Raw genomic sequence first — 17,727 nt, 5'->3', positions numbered from 1 at the left:
CCTGTGACCGCATCCACCCTGGACGCCGAACTGGCCGCCTCGGCGAACCGCCGCTGGTGGAACAGGACGACGATCGTCCTCGCTGTGACGCTGCTCCTCGTCGGTGGCTTCGTGGCCGGAATCGCGGCACAGCAGAAATTCGGCGAACAGCCCACCGCCACCGGACCGGGCGGACTCCGGGGGCAGGGGGACTTCACCCCACCCACCGCCTTCCCGGGCGGTGGTTCGGTCGGCTCGCAGGGCAGGCAGCAACGCCCCGAGAGCACCACCGGAACCGTGAAGCTCGTCGACGGCACCACGATCTACCTGCAGACGGAGTCGGGTGAGGTGGTCACCGTCCGCACCGACGGTGACACGGCCGTACGGGTCCCCGGGAAGTTGACGAGCGTCAAGGCCGGCGACAAGGTCAGCGTGGACGGCGACGCCGACACGAACGGCTCGGTGACCGCGTCGTCGGTCACGAAGACCGACTGAGGGGTCACGTTCAGGCCGTCGGGCTACTGAGATCCCTTCCGGCCGTACCGCTGGGCGCGCTGGGCCCGGTACTCGGCCAGCACCTCCACCGCCTCGTCGAGGCGGCGGCACCCCTCGGCCGTGCACCGCCCGCACGTGTTCCTCTCGTGAAATCCGATGCAGTACGAGGCCTGCTCAACATAGAACGGCACGTGGCTCAGGCCATCCGGTCCCGCACAGGTTCGGTCACGATGATCGGACCTGCGCGGGGCCGGACAGCGCGCTCTCCGCGTTCACGCCGTCAGCGGGGCAGCGCGGCTCTGTGTCAACAAGGGATACTCCGCGAGCCCGCTTCGCCAAGTCGTTCAGCCGCGCCGCACCGGCACCGGGCAGCGCCATCGCGGCACCCATTGCTACGCCGGACGGTCATCTCGACCTTCCGCGCAAGGAGGACCTCACCTCACCATGCCAAGAAGATTGCTCTGTGCGCTGATCTCCGCCGGGCTCGCGATCGGTGGGGCGCTCGGCGTGCCGCAGCCGGCACAGGCCGCAGACCCGACCGCCGACGGTGGCGGCCGGGCCAACGCCGGCGTCGCCCCCGGCGCGCGCAGCGGCGCGGTGTCCACGAGCGCCGACATCCCGGCCGGCTACACGATCCGGGGCATCGACGTCTCCAGCCACGATCACAACCTTGGTCCAATCAACTGGCCGCAGGTCGCGGCCAGCGGCGTCAAGTTCGCGTACGTCAAGGCGACCGAGGGTCGGACGTACCTCAACCCGTACTTCGCCGAGGACTACGCGGGAGCCAAGGCAGCCGGTCTGGTCGTGGGCGCCTACCACTTCGCCCGCCCGGACAAGCGTGACCCGATCAACGAGGCGAACTACTTCATCGACAATGCGCTGTGGGCGACCGACAGCCAGACGCTCGTGCCCATGGTGGACATCGAGTGGCCCTACTGGGACGGGGCGCCGACCTGCTACGGGCTCACCCCGACCGAGATGTCGGCCTGGATCCGCTCCTTCACCGACCAGGTCAAGGCGCGCATCGGTCGGCCCGTGATGATCTACACCAACACGAACTACTGGAACCCGTGCACCGGCAACGACGCGTCCTTCGGCGCCAACCCGCTGGACATCGCCGGCTACACCACCACCCGCCCGCCCCTGCCGTCCGGCTGGACGACGGAGACCATCTGGCAGTACGCCGCCGGTAACTCGAGCAACCCCGGCGACTACAGCCAGAACGTTTTCAACGGGACGTACGCGGAGCTCACCCAGCTCACCGGCGCCCCGGTCGCCGCGCCCCCGCTCGCCCTCCGCTCGTGGACCAACGGCAAGTACGTCTCGGCGGACGGCCGAGGCTCCCTGCCGCTGATCGCCAACGGACCGACGATCGGCACGTGGGAGAAGTTCACGCTCATCAACAACTCGGACGGCAGTGTCAGCCTCCGCGCCGACATCAACGGCAAGTACGTCTCGGCGGACGGCCGAGGCACCCTGCCGCTGATCGCCAACGGGCCGGCGATCGGCACGTGGGAGAAGTTCACGCTCATCAACAACTCGGACGGCAGTGTCAGCCTCCGCGCCAACATCAACGGCAAGTACGTCACCGCGGCCGGCAAGGGCACCCTGCCCCTGATCGCCAGCGCGCCGACGATCAGCACCTGGGAGAAGTTCGACCGGTTCGCCGCCTGAGGCACCGCTGCTGCCCGGCGCGGGAAGTGCCGGGCAGCAGCGCACCGGGACGAGGCGGTTACCGCTTCGCGGCCCAGAGGACGTAGACCGCGCCGTACGGCACGGCGGTCGTCTCGCCGTCGGTGCAGGCGCCGGCCGGGGCGACACCACCCGAGGTCAGCAGGCGGTTGATGTACGCGACGTTGCCGAGCATGCCGGCGCCGCTGTGGCTGTCCACCGTCGGCAGCCAATCAGGGTGTGGGTTGAGGTAGACCGGATCAGCCCCAGGAATCTACACTCGTCTGTGTTAGCGCTCACACTCGTCCCAGTGCTGAGGCAGTACCGCCGTGCCGGCCTGTCGATCGGCGCGTGCCGGGCGATCCCGGCGGCCCACATAACGGCCCTTGCCCTCGGCCAGCTCGACCAACTCAGGGGAGAAAACATGCGAACGAGGGCACGATGGCTCGCGACGCTCGCCGCGCTCGGTGTCGTGGTCGCCGGTGTGGTGACACCAACCGGCCCGGCCAGCGCGGAGTCCAACGGCGGGGTGCGCGTGATGCCGCTCGGCGACTCCATCACCGAGGGCACCCAGGTCCCCGGCGGATACCGCATCGGGCTCTGGCAGCGCCTCGCCGCCGGACGGTACACAGTGGACTTCGTCGGATCGCAGTTCAACGGGCCGGCCAGCCTGGGCGACCACGACCACCAGGGGCATCCCGGCTGGCGCATCGACCAGATCGACGCCAACGTCGTGGGCTGGCTGAACACCCAGCGGCCGCAGACCGTCCTGCTGCACATCGGCACCAACGACATCCTGCAGAACTACAACGTGAGCAGCGCGCCGAACCGGCTCTCCACGCTTATCGACCGCATCACCACCACCGTGCCGACGGCTGAGGTGTTCGTGGCGCAGCTCATCCCGCTCGCCAACAGCAACCAGGAGAACGCCGTCCGCACCTTCAACGCCGCCATCCCCGGAATCGTGCAGAGCAAGGTCAACGCCGGCAAGCGGGTACGCCTGGTCGACATGCACAGCGCTCTCACCACCGCCGACCTGATCGACGGCATCCACCCCACGGCGACCGGCTACGACAAGATGGCCGCCCGCTGGTACAGCGCGTTGCAATCGGTCCCCGGCAGCATCGGCAACCCGAGCAGCGGCGGGGGCGAGACCACCACCACCACCATCGTGGGTACGCTGTCCGGCCGGTGCGTCGACGTCCCCGGCTCCTCCACCACCAACGGCACCCAGGTGCAGTTGTGGGACTGCCACGGCCGCACCAACCAGCAGTGGACCTACACGTCCGGCAAGGCCCTGACGGTGTACGGCAACAAGTGCCTCGACGCCGCCGGCTACGGCACCTCCCCGGGCACCCAGGTCACCATCTACGACTGCCACGGCGGGACGAACCAGCAGTGGAACGTCAACGCGAACGGCACCATCACCGGAGTGCAGTCCGGCCTCTGCCTGGATCCCGTCAACCAGGGCACCGGCAACGGCACGAAACTCGTCCTCTGGACCTGCACCGGCCAGACGAACCAGCAGTGGAGCCGCCGATAGCTCGCGGGACCGTGTGGACACCACCACCACCGCCGCCGCGCACGCGCTATCTACCTGAAGCGTCGTGCGGGGCGGCGGGGGTGACCGGCTGCCGGAGGATGGTGCGCTGCCTGTCCGGTGCGACCTTGCGGAAGTCGCTGAGGTAGATCTCGTGGTGAGTTCCGGCCATGCGGAGCCGGTTGGCCGGGATGTACTGGTGATGCAGTTCTGCGAGTACGTCGGCCTCGTCGTCGAAGGAACCGACGTGCAGCGTCTGCACGCACCGCCCCTCGGACAGTGTTCGGAGACGGACGTCGTCGATACGCGCCGGTCGGCCCTTGGCGCCGGCCTGGCCGATGGCGGTGGTGACCATCGGCTGGTCGATCCAGTCGGGGACCATCAGCATCAACGTCCAGTGCCACCGCGCCTTGTGCCGCGCGGTGGTGAAGGACGCCATGTCCTCGGCCCACCACAGACCTTCCAGGGGCGGGACGACGTAGTCGCGTCCGAGGTCGCGCTTGCTGGCGAACTTCAGCCTGTAGGCCGTCGGGTAGAGCGCCTCGATCGCCTCGGTGAAGGCGGGCGAGGTGTTGGGGTCACCCTGGCCGTCGATCATGAGGTACTGCATGTCGGGGACGTCGACCATCCGGAACCGGCCCTGCTGCGCCTTGTAGGCGTCAAGCGTCCTCTTGAAGTCGATCTTGTCGGCGCTCTTGTTGGTCACGGGACACCTGGACTCGGGTGGCGAGCCACTGCCTTTCTGCATCCATGAGCTTCAGCGAATAGGAGAAGACCTCGCCCGCCGCGTCCGGGAGGGGACCCTGCGCATGCTGCGCCGCCCGGATCGCGGCGATCCGGGCTTCGAGCTGCGCCAGCCGGGTGCGCAACGCCTGCTCGTACTGCCGATGCGTGAGCAGGGACAGGTTGGCGACGCCGACCAGCAGGGGCTGCGGATGCGGACGCGCCTCGGCGATGAGGGCCAGCGTCGTACGTGCGGCAACCCGCCGGCCCTCGTCGGTGGGGTGCAAGACGCGGCGGGACCTGGGGGCTGCCGGAGCCTCCGGCACATGGAGCAGGCCACGCCGTTCCAACTTGGCGAGCAGGTAGTAGATCGAGGAGAACCCGATGTCGGTCCACTGCCGAATGCCCCGCTGCTCGATCACCTGCTCCAGGTCGTACCCGTGCTGCGGCCGTTCGATGACCAACCCCAACACGGTCAGCTCAGCGGGTGTCAGCTCCACCGTCCTATTCTAGCGCTAGAATCCCGCCCGCCGCCGGCGCCGATGGCGGCCGGTGACCTGTTGCGCTGGCCGAGAGCCGGGAAGAGCCCTGACTCGATCATCAGACCGTCACTCACCGGCCAGCCCGTTGTCGGCGAGCCACTGCGGGTCCGGTGCCACCATGTCCCCACGGCTCGGTCACGAGCGGCATGCTGACCCACACTCGTTACTCGATCTCGGCGTCGAACAGCGTGCGGGCGTGCTCGATCTGCGGCATGTGCGCGTCCGCCCACTCGAGGAGGGCGTCGATCGGTGCACGCAGGGTTTTCCCCAACCGGGTGATCCGGTACTCGACCGCGACCGGGCGGGTGGCCACGACGTGGCGTTCGACGATGCCGTTACGTTCGAGTCGTCGCAGGGTCGCCGTGAGCGACTTCTGTGTCACCGCCGGGATCGCGCGGCGCAGTTCGTTGAAGCGGCATGGGTGCTCGCACAGTTCGTTGAGCACGCTGAGCGACCACTTGTCCAACACCTGGTCGAGCAACTCGCGGTGCGGCGCGTCGATGCGTAGCTCCGCGGCACGAGGGGCGGTATCGCGCATGAAACCAGGTCTCCTTGAAGTGTGCTGCGGCAACTAGGTATCAATGGTAAACCGCAGTTGTTCCGTGGAGGAGAACCGATGTCTGTCACCCGCTTCAGCCCCGACGGCCTTCAGCCGCACACGCCCTACCATCACGTCGCGGTGGCCACCGGATCGCGCCACATCCACGTCAGTGGCCAGATCGCCCGACGGGGTGATGGCACACCCGTCGCGCCGGGCGACCTGAGCGGACAGGTCGCGGAGGCGCTGCGCAACACCGGCCGCGCCCTCGCCGGCGCCGATTCCTCCTTCGAGGACGTCGTCCGGTTGACCTTCTACGTCACCGACTGGGCGCCCGAGAAGATCGGGCCGTTCATGGCTGGGATCGAGTCCGTCATCGAGGAACTCGGCCTACCCTGGCCTCTTCCGCCGGCGTCGCTGATCGGCGTGGACCACCTCTTCGAGCCTGACGTACTCGTCGAACTCGAGGCGACCGCGATATCGCACTGAGTACCGGAACATCAGGCCGCGCGGTCCGTACTCCTCGCCCGTAGCGTTGGCCAGGATGGGCGCCGAGGAGCGCCCTCGTTCATGGGCGAACGGGCGATGAGATGAGCGGACACTCCATCCGGTTGCGGCCGGTCGTCGAGGAGGATCTGGCCATGTTCCGTCGATTCGCGACGGAACCAGGCCTCATCGGATTGGACTGGACCGGATTCAAGGACCCGCAGGAACCGGCGCGGCGCTTCGCCACCGATAGCTACCTCGGGGCGGAAAGCAGCCGGCTCATGGTCGAGGTAGAGGAAGAACAGGTCGCGCCCGGGTTCGTGAGTTGGGCGCTGCGGGACTTCGGCGGCCCGACCAGGCACTGGGAGATCGGGATCGCGTTGCTGCCGGAGTGGCGCGGGCACGGGATCGGCTGGCGGGCGCAGGCGATGCTGTGCGACTACCTGTTCACGCACACGCCGTTACAGCGCATCCAGGCGGGTACTCACGCTGAGAACATCGCCGAACAGAAGTCTCTGGTGAAGGCCGGATTCCAGTTGGAGGGGGTGGTGCGAGCCTGTGAGTTCCGGGACGGCCGATGGTGCGACGGGTACCTGTACAGCCGCCTGAGGAACGACCCGTCGCCTTTGTGACCTGAGCGCACGCAGTGGCGCTTCCGGAGGACATGAAAGAACCCCCGACCTTGCCGTTTGGCTGGTCGGGGGCTTCCTCTTGCTATGTGCGCCCGAAGGGACTCGAACCCCTAACCTTCTGATCCGTAGTCAGATGCTCTATCCATTGAGCTACGGGCGCTCGTGCTCAGCCAGTGTACACACCCGGCTTTCGCGCGGAGACTCCGGGATTCGAACCCGGGAGGGGCTTTAAGACCCCAACCGCATTAGCAGTGCGGCGCCATAGACCAGACTAGGCGAAGTCTCCCTGGTGGCCCGCAGACCACCGCGCCCGAGGATACAGGTCGTCACCCACCGGGGGCAAAACGACTTCCGGGGTACGCCGACCGGGGTGGCACGCCGCTGGGTTTCGCGGCTGTGCGGTGACGTGATCGGGACTAGGCTCCATCGATATGCAGGAGCAGCCGCCCAGCGAGCCGACCCGTCGAGAGCCTGCTGACCGGGCGCGTCGGCGCTCGGCGCGGGCCACGTTCACGCCGCCGACGGCAGCCGAGCCGCCCGCCGACGAGGCGTCCCCGCCGGCGGTTCCGGCGAGCCCGCGTCCGCGCCGGGCCAAGGCGGCACCGGCGGTGCTGTTCCAGCCACCCGAGCCGGACCGTGTCCTGCCCCGACAGCCGGACAGCACGCCAGCCGACGCGAACGGCACGAGCGCCACGAACGGCGCGAAGACCGTGCAGCCCGACACCACGAGATCCGACCGCAGTGGCACCATAGCCGGGAAGCCCGACCGCACGAGGTCCGACGACAGCGGCACGAGTGCCGAGCGACCCGGAGGGAGCGGCCCGACGTCCGGCCAGGCCGGCGACGTGCCGCCGGCCGCGGCGGGCGCAGCACCCGCCGGCGCGGAGGCAGCCCGGCCAGCGAAGGCACGGGCTCCCCGGGCCCGGAGGGTCGCCACGGAGGCGGCCGTCACGGCACCGACGCCACCGCCGTCCACGGATGCGATCCCGCTCACACCGGAGCCGGCCCAGAGCCCGCCGACCCCGCGCAAGCGCGCCGCAACCCCGCGCAAAGCCACCACGCCCAAGGCCACGCCGCGCAAGGCCACGCCGCGCAAGGCCACCTCACCCGGTGCCGCAACGCCGAAACCGCGAGGGCCGCAACCCGCACCAGAGCCCGGCCCGGAAGCGGCGTCACCGAGCACGGCGTCGGCACGTACCCCCGGGGCGCTTTCACCGCGTACCCCGGAATCTGACCTGCGCGCGGTGACCGCGCGCGTGCTCGACCACCCGGGTTTCGCTCCGGAGCTGCTGGCGTTGTCGGCGGTGGAGTCGCTCGGCCCGAGCGCGGCCGACTGGGCCGAGCGGCTACGGACCCGCTACCCGGACGCCTCGGCGGACGGCCTGGCCCGGCTGGCGACCCGGCGGTTCGTGCGGTCGGCGGGCGTGGGAGGGGCGGCGGCCGCGCTTGCCGGGTTCTTCGCGCCGCTGGCCGAGCTTGCCTCGGTGCTCTGGACCCACTCGAACCTGGTGCTGCACCTGGCGGCGGCGTACGGCAGGGATCCGGCGCATCCCGATCGGGCCGTCGACCTGCTGGTGCTCACCCAGGTGCACCCGGATCCGGAGAGCGCGCGCGCCGCGTTGGCCGCCGCGCGGGCGGCCGACGACCCGGTCGAGGGGGCGTGGCCGCGAGCGGCGGAGGCCGCGTGGCGGCTGGCGGCGCCCCTCACCGCGCAGGCCGGCGGCTGGGTGGCGTTGCGGCTGGCGGCCCGGTTGCTGCCGGGTGCGGCGGTCCTCGCGGCGGCGTTGGGCGACGCGGCGGCGGCGGACCGTCTCGCGGCCCGGGCGGTGGCTACCTACCGGCCGCGTCAGAGCCAGTCGAACCACTCCCGGGGCAGCAGCGCGTAGCCGACGAAGGCCACCACGTCGAGCAGGGTGTGGGCGATGACAAGCGGCATCACCCGCCGGGTACGCAGGTAGAAGAGGCTGAAGACCACGCCCATCACCGCGTTGCCGACGAACGCGCCGAAGCCCTGGTACAGGTGGTACGAGCCGCGTAGCAGCGCGCTGGCCGCGACGATCGTGACCAGCCGCCAGTGCAGCTGACGCAGGCGGGTGACCAGGTAGCCGACCACGATCACCTCCTCCAGCACGGCGTTCTGCACGGCGGCGAGGATCAGCACCGGAACCGCCCACCAGACCTGCGGCAGCGCGGCCGGCACCAGCGTCGCGTTGAGGCCGAGCTGGGCCGCGACGAAGAACAACGCCAGCCCGGGTAGGCCGATCAGCGCGGCGAGGCCGGCGCCGCGGGCCAGGTCCTGGCCGGGCCGCCCGGCGTCCAGGCCGAGGGTCCGCGCCGGGTCGCCGGGGTCACGGCTGAGCAGGTGTACGGCGAGCAGCACCGGCAGCAGCGCGAACACGATGCCGAGGAGCTGGTACGTCAGGTCCAGCCAGGGGCGGGCCGACGCCGACGTGTTCAACGAGGCGGTCTGCTTGGAGAGCGGCCCCTCGGCGGTCAACTTCGCGATGATCGAGACCACCGCGTAGACCGCGGACTGGCCGAGGGACAGGCCCAGCACCAGCAGCGTCTCGGTCCCCAGCAGCCGGCGTGACACCGGGCGGGTCAGCTCAACGGTCACCGCACCACTCTGCCCGACGGGATGCCCCGCCGGCAGGACCGACCAGCCAGCGTGAGCCGATCGCACATTCTGTGCGATCGGTCGGCACTCTCCGTGGACATTCTATGGGCGCCCGATCCGCTGCCGTCTGGAGAAGGAGCACCCCCGTGGATGACGTCGCGCGGCTGCTGAAGGAGAGCTGGACCCTGGTCGAGGAGGACCGGGACCGGCTGAGCGGGCACTTCTACGCCCGCCTGTTCCTGCTCGACCCCGCCCTGCGTCAGCTCTTTCCGGTGCAGATGTCCGGCCAGGGCGACCGCCTGCTGGAAGCGATCATCACGGCCATCCACACCGTGGACGACCCGGAGAGCTTCGACGAGTTCCTCCGGGCGCTGGGCCGTGACCACCGCAAGTACCACGTCGACGACCGGCACTACGCGACGATGGGCGTCGCGCTGCTGGACGCGCTGCGCAGCACCGCCGGCGACGGCTGGAACCTGGAGTACGACCAGGCGTGGCGGGACGCGTACGCGGCGATCTCGGCGAAGATGATGGCCGGTGCGGCGGCCGACGACAATCCGCCGTTCTGGCACGCCGAGGTGCTGACCCACGAGCGGTACGGCCCGGACACGGCCGTGCTGACCTGCCGCGCGTTGCAGCATCCGCTGCGCTGGCAGGCCGGGCAGTACGTCAGCCTCGAGGTGCCGCGGCACCACCCCCGGGTGTGGCGGACGTACTCGGTGGCGAACGCCCCGAACGACGACAGCGTCCTGGAGTTCCACGTGCGGACGCCGGGCGCGGGCTGGGTGTCCGGTGCGCTGGTCCGCCGGGTACAGCCGGGTGACCTCCTGCGGCTCGCCGCGCCGATGGGGTCGATGACGCTGGACCGATCGTCGGAACGGGACATTCTCTGCGTGGCCGGCGGGGTCGGGCTCGCGCCGATCAAGGCGCTGGTCGAGGAGTTGGCCACCTACAACCGCACCAGGTGGGCGCACGTCTTCTACGGCGCCCGGCGGGCGGCGGACCTGTACGGCCTGGCCGGGTTGCAGGAGCTGGTGGCCGTACACCCGTGGTTGTCGGTGACGGCGGCGTGCAACGAGGACCCGGACTTCGACGGCGAGGTGGGTGACATCCCGGACGTGGTGGCCCGGTACGGCCCGTGGACCACCCACGACTGCTATGTCTCCGGCTCGGCCCGGATGGTCCGCGCCACGCTGCGGGTGCTGGCCGCGGACGACGTGCCGCCGCCGCACATCCGCTACGACACCTTCGGCGACCTCTAGGCGTTCCTCCCCCCACACCGGGGCGCGTGCCCCTGCCCCCTGGGGCGCGCGCCCCGGTCCCCGCGTCGATCAGTACCGCCAGGGTCGCCCGGTCTCCCGGTATTCCTCGACCGGCACGAGCGGCACGCCGGGTGCCATCCGGTCGACGTAGAGCCGGCCCTCCAGGTGGTCGATCTCGTGCGCGACGAGCCGGGCCATGCCGAACTCGAACGAGGTGATGATCCGGCTGCCGTCCCACTGGGCGTGCTCCACGTCCAGGCGCAGTGGTCGGGGCACCAGACCCCGGTGGTCGAAGAAGGAGAGGCAGCCCTCGTACTGCTCGTCGGTGTCCGGGTCGGCATCGACGACCCGGGGGTTGAGCAGTACGACCGGATCGGCCGACCGGTCCGGGGGCCGCACCACGGACACCGCCCGACCGACGCCGAGCTGGGGAGCGGCGACACCGACCCCCTTGCTGAACGGGTGCAGCTCGTCGAGTCGGACCAGGACCGCGGTGAGCCGGTCGACGACCTCCCGGGCGGCCTGCTCCTCAGCGGGCAGGTCGAATGGGCGGGCTCGTTGGCGGAGCAGGTCGGCGCCGCGCTGGACGATGCCGATGCCGCGCATCCGGTCGCTGGGCCGGACCCGTACGCCGGCGGTGTCGACGTCCGGGTCGGTGTCCGGGCGGGCGCGGAAACGCCACTGCATCCGGTAGCGCGCGTTCAGCGGAGGGTCGTCGGTCTGCCAGTCGAAGATCGCCCGGTCGCCCTCGTCGTGTCGCTGCGGAGCCGTACGCAGCGGGCCCTCCTCCGCCGAGAGCGAGGTCTCCACGCCCCAGACCTGCGGGTCGAACGCCGCCGGCAGGTCCAGACGTACGGCGAGGTGCCGGGTGGGCAGCCGGACGGCCCGCTGGAACCAGGGGCCCCACTTCTCCTGCCCGACGCTGTACGCGTACTCGATGGTGGCCCGGTCGCCGGGGTAGAGCGGGAAGCGCCGCTCACCGTTCTCGAAGAGCAGCCAGATCTCCTTGAACGCGTCCCGGTCGTGTTTGGCCCGCCAGTGCATCGGCTCCGGGTCACCGCCCCCGTCGTCGCGCCGGGCCTGCAGTTGCAGCTCGGCGAAGGTGAGGGGGTGTTCCCGGTGGTGCCGGTTGGAGCGGCCGGGGTCGTTCGGGTAGCGGTCGACGGCGACGCGGACCAGGTAGCGGGTGACCGGTTCGGTGCCGGCGTTGTACAGCTCGCGGTGGATGACGCACCGGTAACTGTCGACGGTGTGCGTGAGGGTGGCCGTCTCCCGCTCCACGACGAGGCCGGTGCCGGGTGGCAGCCACTGGCCGGGCAGGTGCGACTCGCGCGGCGGTTGGCCGGCACGGGCGTGCCTGACGTCGTCGTACTCCCGGAAGCGCTGCCAGATCGCGCCGCCGGCCTCCAGGACCGCCTCGGCGCGGCGGGCGAAGTCCTCGGTGGGGCGGTGCCGGCGCCCTTCGACGTGGCTCACGTACGACGGGTCGAACCCCATCAGGATGGCCAGTTGCTTCTTGGACAGCCCTCGCCCGGTCCGCTGTCGGGCAAGCTCGGCCGCGAAGGAGTCGGCAGCCCGATCGAGGGGTGAGATCGTCATCGGCTTCCTCGTGGCCGGGAGTATCAGTTTCACGTTCCGTGGCGAAGCGCACACGTAACTGGCACTTTGCCGACACACCGCTTGACAGACCACCGAGGTACGTCGATCCTTGCGGCGTTTTCCGGGGCCGATGAGGGGTAGTACGCCGTGGCGGCAGGCCACGGCGTGGCCTGCACCTCCCGATCCGATCGAGGTGAGGCTTCCCTTAGACCGGCGGGCATGGTTAGGCTAGCCTTAGCTCAGGACGGCAGCAGGTCGTCCGCCGGGGCACTTCCTCGGCCTCTCGGACGGGGGACGACTCAGGTGACAGCGGTGATGCCGAGGCGGGACGTGGCCGCCACGCCGCTCGCCCCCGTCACCGCGGCGCTGCGCTCGATGTTCGGCACCGACGACCTCCCCGGGCTGGCCCGGGGCCTGCTGGTCGACGATGAGTTCGGCTGGGCGCCCGCCACCACTCTGATCGACGGCACCCGGCTGCCGGAGCTGCTACGCGCCGCCGCCGTCCGCTGGGGCGGCACCCCGCACGCCTGCGCGGCGCTGGCCTGGAAGTCGTACAGCTACTGGACGGCCCTTCCGGTCGTCCTCGGCTGGGCCTCGGCCCGCCGGGTTCCCCTGCTCGACCCGACCGACGTGCTGATCCACTTCGAGGACCACCGGCCGTTGCTCACCCTGGGCCTGCGCCGCGGCACCACCGTGGCGGTGCTGCCGAACGACCCGCTGGCGCTCGCCGGCCTGCCCGAGGTCCGCGTCGTCGCCGACGAGGCCGAGTTGCTGGCCGTGTTGCGGGCCTCCCTGCTCGACGCCCACCTGGCCCCGCTGATCACGGCGATCCAGGCGGAGGTCCGGGTGGGCACCCGCACGCTGCTCGGATCGGTGGCCTCCGGCATCGCGCACGGCATCCTGCGCGCGGCGGACGGGCTGCCCGGCTCGACGGTGCAGAGCATCGACACGCTGCTCGGCGCGCTCGACCTGGCCGACCTGGTCGAGCTGGTGCCCGGGCCGACCGGCGAGCCGAGCGTGCAGCGACGCACCTGCTGCCTCGCGTTCACGCTGCCCAGCCCGAAGGTGTGCCAGGGCTGCTGCGTCCGCCAGGGCTGACCCTCGGTCAGTCGGTCAACGGCCGCACGTCCCACACCCACACGCCGCCGGTGAAGACCGGCTGGATCCCGGTCAGCTCGGTCATCCCCCGACGCAGCGCCTCGTTGTGCTCGTGCGGCCCGAGGATGACCACCCCGGCCCGCCAGTAGCGCAGGTCGTCCACGGCCTTGACCCGGCTCTGCGGGGTGATCGGCGGCACCGCCCCGGTGCGCCGGATGGTGGCGAAGAAGCTGCTGGTGGGGCGGGGCGGCGCACCGAACAGCGCGACCTTCGGCGCCTCCGCGTTGGGTCGGGTGTCCGGGCCGAGGAAGTAGCCGCGGGCAAGCGGCATGTCCAGCCGGGTCACCGCGGACCAGCGCAGCGGCTCCGCGTAGTTGGTGTCCGGCAGCGGCAGGGTCACCACGCTGCGCCCACCGGCCACATAGGGCCGCCAGGCCCCACTGGTCACGAACCTCGGGACCGGGTCGAGGTCCACCACGGGCAGCGGGGTGGGCAGGATGGGCAGCAGGGCCATCGTGAGCACGGCGGCGGTGGCGAAGCGGATCTGCGGCCGGGCCGCCGGATGCGCCCGGGACAGCTCGCGGGCGCGCTCGGCGCCGTAGGCGAGCAGCACCCCGACGATCGGAGTGATCGCCAACGCCCACCGGGTCGGCACCACCGAGTGCAGGATCGGCAGGTTCTCCAGCGCCGCCCAGGGGGCCGGCACCCCGGTGCCCCGACCGTCGAAGCGGACCTCCCGGCCCAGGGACAGCACCGTGAAGAGCAGCCCGAGCGCGCCAAGCGCGAGCACCACGATCGACCGGCGCATCCACCAGACCAGGGCGATCACCAGCACCACCAGCGCCCAGCCGAAGAAGCTGTTCTCCTCGGTGGGGTTCTTGGCCAGGCCCGCCGCCGTACGCGGGCTGCCGGCGAGGGACTCCCGGGAGTACGCGACGAACGAGGCGAGGTCGCTGGAGTAGCCGCGGATCAGGCGGGACAGCCCGGAGTAGGCGCCCGGGCCGAAGAACTGCACGTACAGCGGGTACGCCAACAGCACACCCGCGACCACTGCGGCGACGGCGAGCCCGGCGAGGAACGGCCGGGCCCGGGACCGCAGCGCCGGGCGACCGAGGGCGAGGACGCCGACGACCACGCCGAGACCGATCGCGGTCATCAGCAGGATCTCCAGGTTGAGGAACGCCTGCCAGACGATCACCAGCGCGAGCAGGACGCCGTTGCGGAGCCAGCGTCCCGGCTCGCCGAGACGCAGCGTGCGCCAAATGATCAAGGGGACGACGAACTGGGACACGATGTTCGGATGCCCATTGGCGTGCGACACCATGGCCGGCGCGAACGCGCAGAAGCCGGCGCCCAGCCAGGCCGGCCCTCGGGCGCCGATCACGACCCGGGACAGCAGGAAGTACCAAGCGGTGGCGGTGGCAATCATTCCGACTGTGAGAAAGGCCAGGAAGCTCGCTCGCGGCCCGATCAGCAGGGTGACCGGCGTCATTGGCAATGAAATGGATAATACGGACGTATTCGCCATCAGGTTCACGCCGTCCGGCACGTTCATCCGGTCCGAATGGAACGGATAAGCGAAAGGCGTAACGACCCGTGCACCGTGCGCCATCATCCATTCGAACTGCGACTGGTCGGAGCGGTTGTCCCGCACCCCGCTGCCCGGGTCCAACCAGAGCCGCCCGGTCACCCAGAAGCCGAGCGCCACGAAGCTCAGCACCGCGAGCACGTCGGTCCGCTTTCCCTTGCGGCGCAACGAAGCGTCCACGTCGCCGGGCGTGGCCGAACCCTCGCCGGGCACGGCCGGACCGTTGCCGGGCGCGTCCGGTTCAGGAGTAGTCATGACAATTCGTAGGGTAGCCAGCGTATGGCGCTGCCGTGACATGTTTCGGGGTACTGCCGTACTATGTGCCGGGTTCGCCGACCGCCGATCACGTGCCCACCCCCCGACCACAATTCGGCTACCCCGATGCCCCGATTCTTCTGCCGTCCCAGTGGATGATTCACTCTGTCGGTCCAGGCACGGGTCGAGTTCATATCGTGAGGAATCGACGTATGGCAGAAATCACTGGGGATCAGCGCGTCCAGTCCGAGGTGCTGGAGGGCCTGGCGACAGCTGTCAACCACCGTCGCTGGTTCGTCGAACTGGCGGTGCCGTACCTCGGCGACGACCCGATCGAGATCGGCAGCGGTCTCGGTGACTACGCGCTGGAATGGTCACAGCGGCTGCCCCGGTTCACCGCCACCGAGGCCGACCCGGACCGGCTGGTGCAGCTCAAGGAGCGCCTCGCCGACCAGCCGAGCATCGATGTCCGGCAGATGCTGCTGCCGCACGAGGACCGGGGCAACTACAGCGCCGCGGTCTCGTACAACGTGCTGGAGCACATCGATGACCACGTGGGCGCGCTGCGCAGCATGCGCGACCTGGTCCGCCCCGGCGGCGCCGTGATCATCATCGTGCCGGCGTTCGAGTTCGCGATGAGCCCGGCCGACATCGCCACCGGGCACGTCCGCCGGTACACGAAGAAGACCCTCCAGGCGGCGATGACCGAGGCCGACCTGACGGTGGAGAAGATCCACTACGCGAACGCGCTGGGACTGATCGGCTACTTCATGGCCACCAAGGTCTTCCGGCTGATGCCGAAGGAGGGCCCGATGGTCAAGGTGTACGACACCCTCGTACTGCCCGCCACCAAGGCCGCCGAGCAGCGCATCCGCCCCCCGTTCGGCCAGTCCGTCTTCGCCGTGGCCCGAGTCCCCTCCTGACCTCACACCCCCGCGATCTTGCACTCGCCCTTTCAGAGGGAAGTGCAAGATCGCGAGGTACGGGTCACTCCTTGATCTGGTACGTCGGGCGGATCACCGCTCTCGCCAGGGTGTGGAAGGTCAGGTTGAAGCCGACGTACGCGGGGCTCGCGTCGGGGGTCACATCCAGGCGGTCCACGTCCAGGGCGTGCACCGCGAAGACGTACCGGTGCGGGCGGTCACCGGGCGGTGGCGCCGCGCCGCCGTAGCCCTGCTCGCCGTAGTCGTTGCGGACCGAGAAGGCCCCACCGAGGTCGGTGCCCGCCGCGCCGCCCGCACCGCTGGGCAGCTGGGTGACGTCGACCGGCACGTTCACCAGCACCCAGTGCCAGAAGCCGCTGCCGGTCGGCGCGTCGGGGTCGTAGCAGGTAACCGTGAAGCTCCTGGTCTCGGCGGGGAAGTCGGACCAGGTCAACTGCGGGGAGACGTTCTCACCACCGGTGCTGCCGTGCGCGTGCCGGGCGTCCATCGGCTCGCCGTTCTGCACGTCGTCGCTGGCCAGCGTGAACGAGGGCACCGTCGGCAGCAGCTCGTAGGGGTCCGGGGCAATGGGTCGTTCCAGGGTCATCGGTACGCGTCCTTCCGGTGTGCGGAGATACCTGCCCCTTCATACCCCCATCTCGGGCGATGAGAGACCGGAAGCCTGGGGTGTCCGCAGTCACGCCGGGAGCGCTATCGTTGTCACCCTGCAACGTTCCACGGGGGGAATTCTTGGCACGGATCTGGCGGGATTTCCTGGTCGCCGTCTTCAGCGCGCTCCGGAAGCCGAACGAACAGGCAATCGCCGAGGAACGCCGGCGTGCGGTCGAACGCCTGGCCGACGAGACGATCCGGGAGAACCGGCGGGACGAGGCGGACTGAGCTAGCCGCCCGCGTTGTGCTTCGCTACCAGGCTCGGGAGTTCGTCCAGCACGTTGATGCGGAACAGGCACCGCTGCGACACGGCCGGCATGTCGAGGATGTGACCCCACGGACCGCGCCGGATCAGGCACGCCCTCATACCGGCCTCCATGGCCGGGCGCGCGTCGTTGTCGGGCCGGTCGCCGACGTACAGGATCGACGACGCGTCGCCACCGCCCTCGCGGATGACCCGCTCGAAGAAGGCCGGCGCCGGCTTCGCCACGCCCCAACCGTCCGACGTCCCGATCATGTCCACGGAGAGGTCGAGGTCGCGCAGGATGCCCTCGGCACGAGCCGGCTGGTTGCCGGCCAGGCCGACGAACAGGCCCTGGTCCTTCAGGGCGGTCAGGCACGCTCGGGCATCCGGGTAGAGGTCCTCTTCGCCGAACAGCTCCGGCCTGCCGGCGGCCGCCCGGCGCTCAAGCTCGGCCGGGAGGTCGAAATCGGGCCGGAAGGTCCGGAACGTCTCCCGGTAGTCCAGGCCCCGGGCGATCACGGCACCGAAGACCGCCGAGAACGTGTGCCGCGGGACGCCGAGCCAGTCAGCCCAGGTCCCGAACTCGCGGGACTCGTCCAGGATCGTCCCGCCGACATCGAAGAAGACCACTTTGATCATGCCCGGATCATAGATGCGGAGGGTGTGGGATTCGAACCCACGAAGACATCGCTGCCTTACCGGTTTTCAAGACCAGCGCCATCGGCCACTAGGCGAACCCTCCCGGGCCGGCACCCGCAGGTGTACGGCCACGCATAGTCTGCCACGGCCCGCTCCAGGCGGCCCGCCGTCCCTCCCCGATGCGGTGACCAGGCGGTCCGGCCGGTCCACAGTGGGCCATGGGG

The 17,727-nt window shown here is 70.2% G+C and carries 19 protein-coding genes and 3 tRNA genes; 10 read left to right on the top strand and 12 right to left on the bottom strand.

Annotation, left to right across the window (positions count from 1 at the left end; genetic code table 11):
• Positions 1-3: 3 nt before the first annotated feature.
• The gene (locus tag FHG89_RS30455; protein WP_139587828.1) at positions 4-474 is read left to right on the top strand and encodes a hypothetical protein; all 471 of its coding nucleotides are present in this window, start codon (positions 4-6) and stop codon (positions 472-474) included.
• A gap of 444 nt (positions 475-918) precedes the next feature.
• Positions 919-2,148, top strand: coding sequence for a GH25 family lysozyme (locus FHG89_RS30450; protein ID WP_139587827.1), 1,230 nt, complete (start codon positions 919-921; stop codon positions 2,146-2,148).
• Positions 2,149-2,206: 58 nt separating this feature from the next.
• Here the strand turns inward: FHG89_RS30450 and FHG89_RS30445 are convergent, their stop codons facing one another.
• Positions 2,207-2,365 (bottom strand): DUF3455 domain-containing protein, encoded by a 159-nt coding sequence (locus FHG89_RS30445; RefSeq protein ID WP_244296007.1) that lies wholly within the window; start codon positions 2,363-2,365, stop codon positions 2,207-2,209.
• 204 nt (positions 2,366-2,569) lie between these two features.
• On the opposite strand from FHG89_RS30445, the gene FHG89_RS30440 reads away from it, so the two are divergent.
• Entirely contained in the window at positions 2,570-3,688 is a 1,119-nt protein-coding gene (locus FHG89_RS30440) for a ricin-type beta-trefoil lectin domain protein (RefSeq protein WP_139587826.1), read from the top strand.
• Positions 3,689-3,734: 46 nt separating this feature from the next.
• On the opposite strand, the gene FHG89_RS30435 is transcribed toward FHG89_RS30440, so the two are convergent.
• From FHG89_RS30435 to FHG89_RS30425, 3 genes are all read right to left on the bottom strand, one after another.
• Positions 3,735-4,391: a GyrI-like domain-containing protein gene (locus FHG89_RS30435; protein WP_244296005.1), complete on the bottom strand. Its 657-nt coding sequence runs from the start codon at positions 4,389-4,391 to the stop codon at positions 3,735-3,737.
• A complete protein-coding gene (locus FHG89_RS30430; RefSeq protein ID WP_139587824.1) occupies positions 4,345-4,908 on the bottom strand; it encodes a PadR family transcriptional regulator in 564 nt (187 codons plus the stop codon). Before FHG89_RS30430 ends, FHG89_RS30435 begins: the two co-directional genes overlap by 47 nt.
• A gap of 205 nt (positions 4,909-5,113) precedes the next feature.
• A complete protein-coding gene (locus FHG89_RS30425) occupies positions 5,114-5,488 on the bottom strand; it encodes a winged helix-turn-helix transcriptional regulator (protein WP_139587823.1) in 375 nt (124 codons plus the stop codon).
• Between the two features lie 21 nt (positions 5,489-5,509).
• On the opposite strand from FHG89_RS30425, the gene FHG89_RS30420 reads away from it, so the two are divergent.
• Both FHG89_RS30420 and FHG89_RS30415 read left to right on the top strand, forming a co-directional pair.
• Complete coding sequence (locus FHG89_RS30420; RefSeq protein WP_244296003.1) at positions 5,510-5,977, top strand: RidA family protein; 468 nt, start codon at positions 5,510-5,512, stop codon at positions 5,975-5,977.
• A gap of 101 nt (positions 5,978-6,078) precedes the next feature.
• Positions 6,079-6,606, top strand: coding sequence for a GNAT family N-acetyltransferase (locus FHG89_RS30415; protein ID WP_139587822.1), 528 nt, complete (start codon positions 6,079-6,081; stop codon positions 6,604-6,606).
• 87 nt (positions 6,607-6,693) lie between these two features.
• Here FHG89_RS30415 and FHG89_RS30410 read toward each other — a convergent pair.
• Together FHG89_RS30410 and FHG89_RS30405 are read right to left on the bottom strand one after the other, a co-directional pair.
• Positions 6,694-6,766: transfer RNA gene (locus FHG89_RS30410), tRNA-Arg, on the bottom strand.
• Positions 6,767-6,801: 35 nt separating this feature from the next.
• Positions 6,802-6,892: transfer RNA gene (locus FHG89_RS30405), tRNA-Ser, on the bottom strand.
• 958 nt (positions 6,893-7,850) lie between these two features.
• Here FHG89_RS30405 and FHG89_RS34030 point away from each other — a divergent pair.
• Positions 7,851-8,492 (top strand): hypothetical protein, encoded by a 642-nt coding sequence (locus FHG89_RS34030; protein ID WP_244296001.1) that lies wholly within the window; start codon positions 7,851-7,853, stop codon positions 8,490-8,492.
• Here FHG89_RS34030 and FHG89_RS30395 read toward each other — a convergent pair.
• A complete protein-coding gene (locus FHG89_RS30395) occupies positions 8,453-9,223 on the bottom strand; it encodes a CPBP family intramembrane glutamic endopeptidase (protein WP_139587821.1) in 771 nt (256 codons plus the stop codon). The genes FHG89_RS34030 and FHG89_RS30395 overlap by 40 nt on opposite strands.
• 146 nt (positions 9,224-9,369) lie before the next feature.
• Between FHG89_RS30395 and FHG89_RS30390 the strand changes: the two genes are divergently transcribed.
• The gene (locus tag FHG89_RS30390; RefSeq protein ID WP_139587820.1) at positions 9,370-10,485 is read left to right on the top strand and encodes a globin domain-containing protein; all 1,116 of its coding nucleotides are present in this window, start codon (positions 9,370-9,372) and stop codon (positions 10,483-10,485) included.
• A gap of 69 nt (positions 10,486-10,554) precedes the next feature.
• Here FHG89_RS30390 and FHG89_RS30385 read toward each other — a convergent pair whose 3' ends face one another.
• Entirely contained in the window at positions 10,555-12,084 is a 1,530-nt protein-coding gene (locus FHG89_RS30385) for a peptide deformylase (protein WP_139587819.1), read from the bottom strand.
• A 315-nt stretch (positions 12,085-12,399) separates the two neighbouring features.
• Here FHG89_RS30385 and FHG89_RS30380 point away from each other — a divergent pair, with 315 nt between their 5' ends.
• Entirely contained in the window at positions 12,400-13,182 is a 783-nt protein-coding gene (locus FHG89_RS30380) for an IucA/IucC family C-terminal-domain containing protein (RefSeq protein WP_139587818.1), read from the top strand.
• Positions 13,183-13,189: 7 nt separating this feature from the next.
• Here the strand turns inward: FHG89_RS30380 and FHG89_RS30375 are convergent, their stop codons facing one another.
• Positions 13,190-15,025: a DUF6311 domain-containing protein gene (locus FHG89_RS30375; RefSeq protein ID WP_244295999.1), complete on the bottom strand. Its 1,836-nt coding sequence runs from the start codon at positions 15,023-15,025 to the stop codon at positions 13,190-13,192.
• Between the two features lie 212 nt (positions 15,026-15,237).
• On the opposite strand from FHG89_RS30375, the gene FHG89_RS30370 reads away from it, so the two are divergent.
• Positions 15,238-15,948, top strand: a complete 711-nt coding sequence (locus FHG89_RS30370; RefSeq protein ID WP_139587817.1) for a class I SAM-dependent methyltransferase — start codon at positions 15,238-15,240, stop codon at positions 15,946-15,948.
• A gap of 64 nt (positions 15,949-16,012) precedes the next feature.
• Here the strand turns inward: FHG89_RS30370 and FHG89_RS30365 are convergent, their stop codons facing one another.
• Positions 16,013-16,555 (bottom strand): YbhB/YbcL family Raf kinase inhibitor-like protein, encoded by a 543-nt coding sequence (locus FHG89_RS30365; protein ID WP_139587816.1) that lies wholly within the window; start codon positions 16,553-16,555, stop codon positions 16,013-16,015.
• A 143-nt stretch (positions 16,556-16,698) separates the two neighbouring features.
• Here FHG89_RS30365 and FHG89_RS33180 point away from each other — a divergent pair, with 143 nt between their 5' ends.
• On the top strand, positions 16,699-16,848 hold the full coding sequence (locus FHG89_RS33180; protein WP_167517568.1) for a hypothetical protein: 150 nt from the start codon (positions 16,699-16,701) through the stop codon (positions 16,846-16,848).
• A 1-nt stretch (position 16,849) separates the two neighbouring features.
• Here the strand turns inward: FHG89_RS33180 and FHG89_RS30360 are convergent, their stop codons facing one another.
• Entirely contained in the window at positions 16,850-17,503 is a 654-nt protein-coding gene (locus FHG89_RS30360) for an HAD family hydrolase (protein WP_139587815.1), read from the bottom strand.
• Between the two features lie 16 nt (positions 17,504-17,519).
• Positions 17,520-17,606: transfer RNA gene (locus FHG89_RS30355), tRNA-Ser, on the bottom strand.
• Between the last annotated feature and the right edge of the window lie 121 nt (positions 17,607-17,727).

The organism is Micromonospora orduensis, from assembly GCF_006228125.1.
GTDB lineage: Bacteria > Actinomycetota > Actinomycetes > Mycobacteriales > Micromonosporaceae > Micromonospora > Micromonospora orduensis.
Note: the sequence above shows the minus strand (reverse complement) of the source record. Positions and strands in the feature narration are given on the sequence as shown.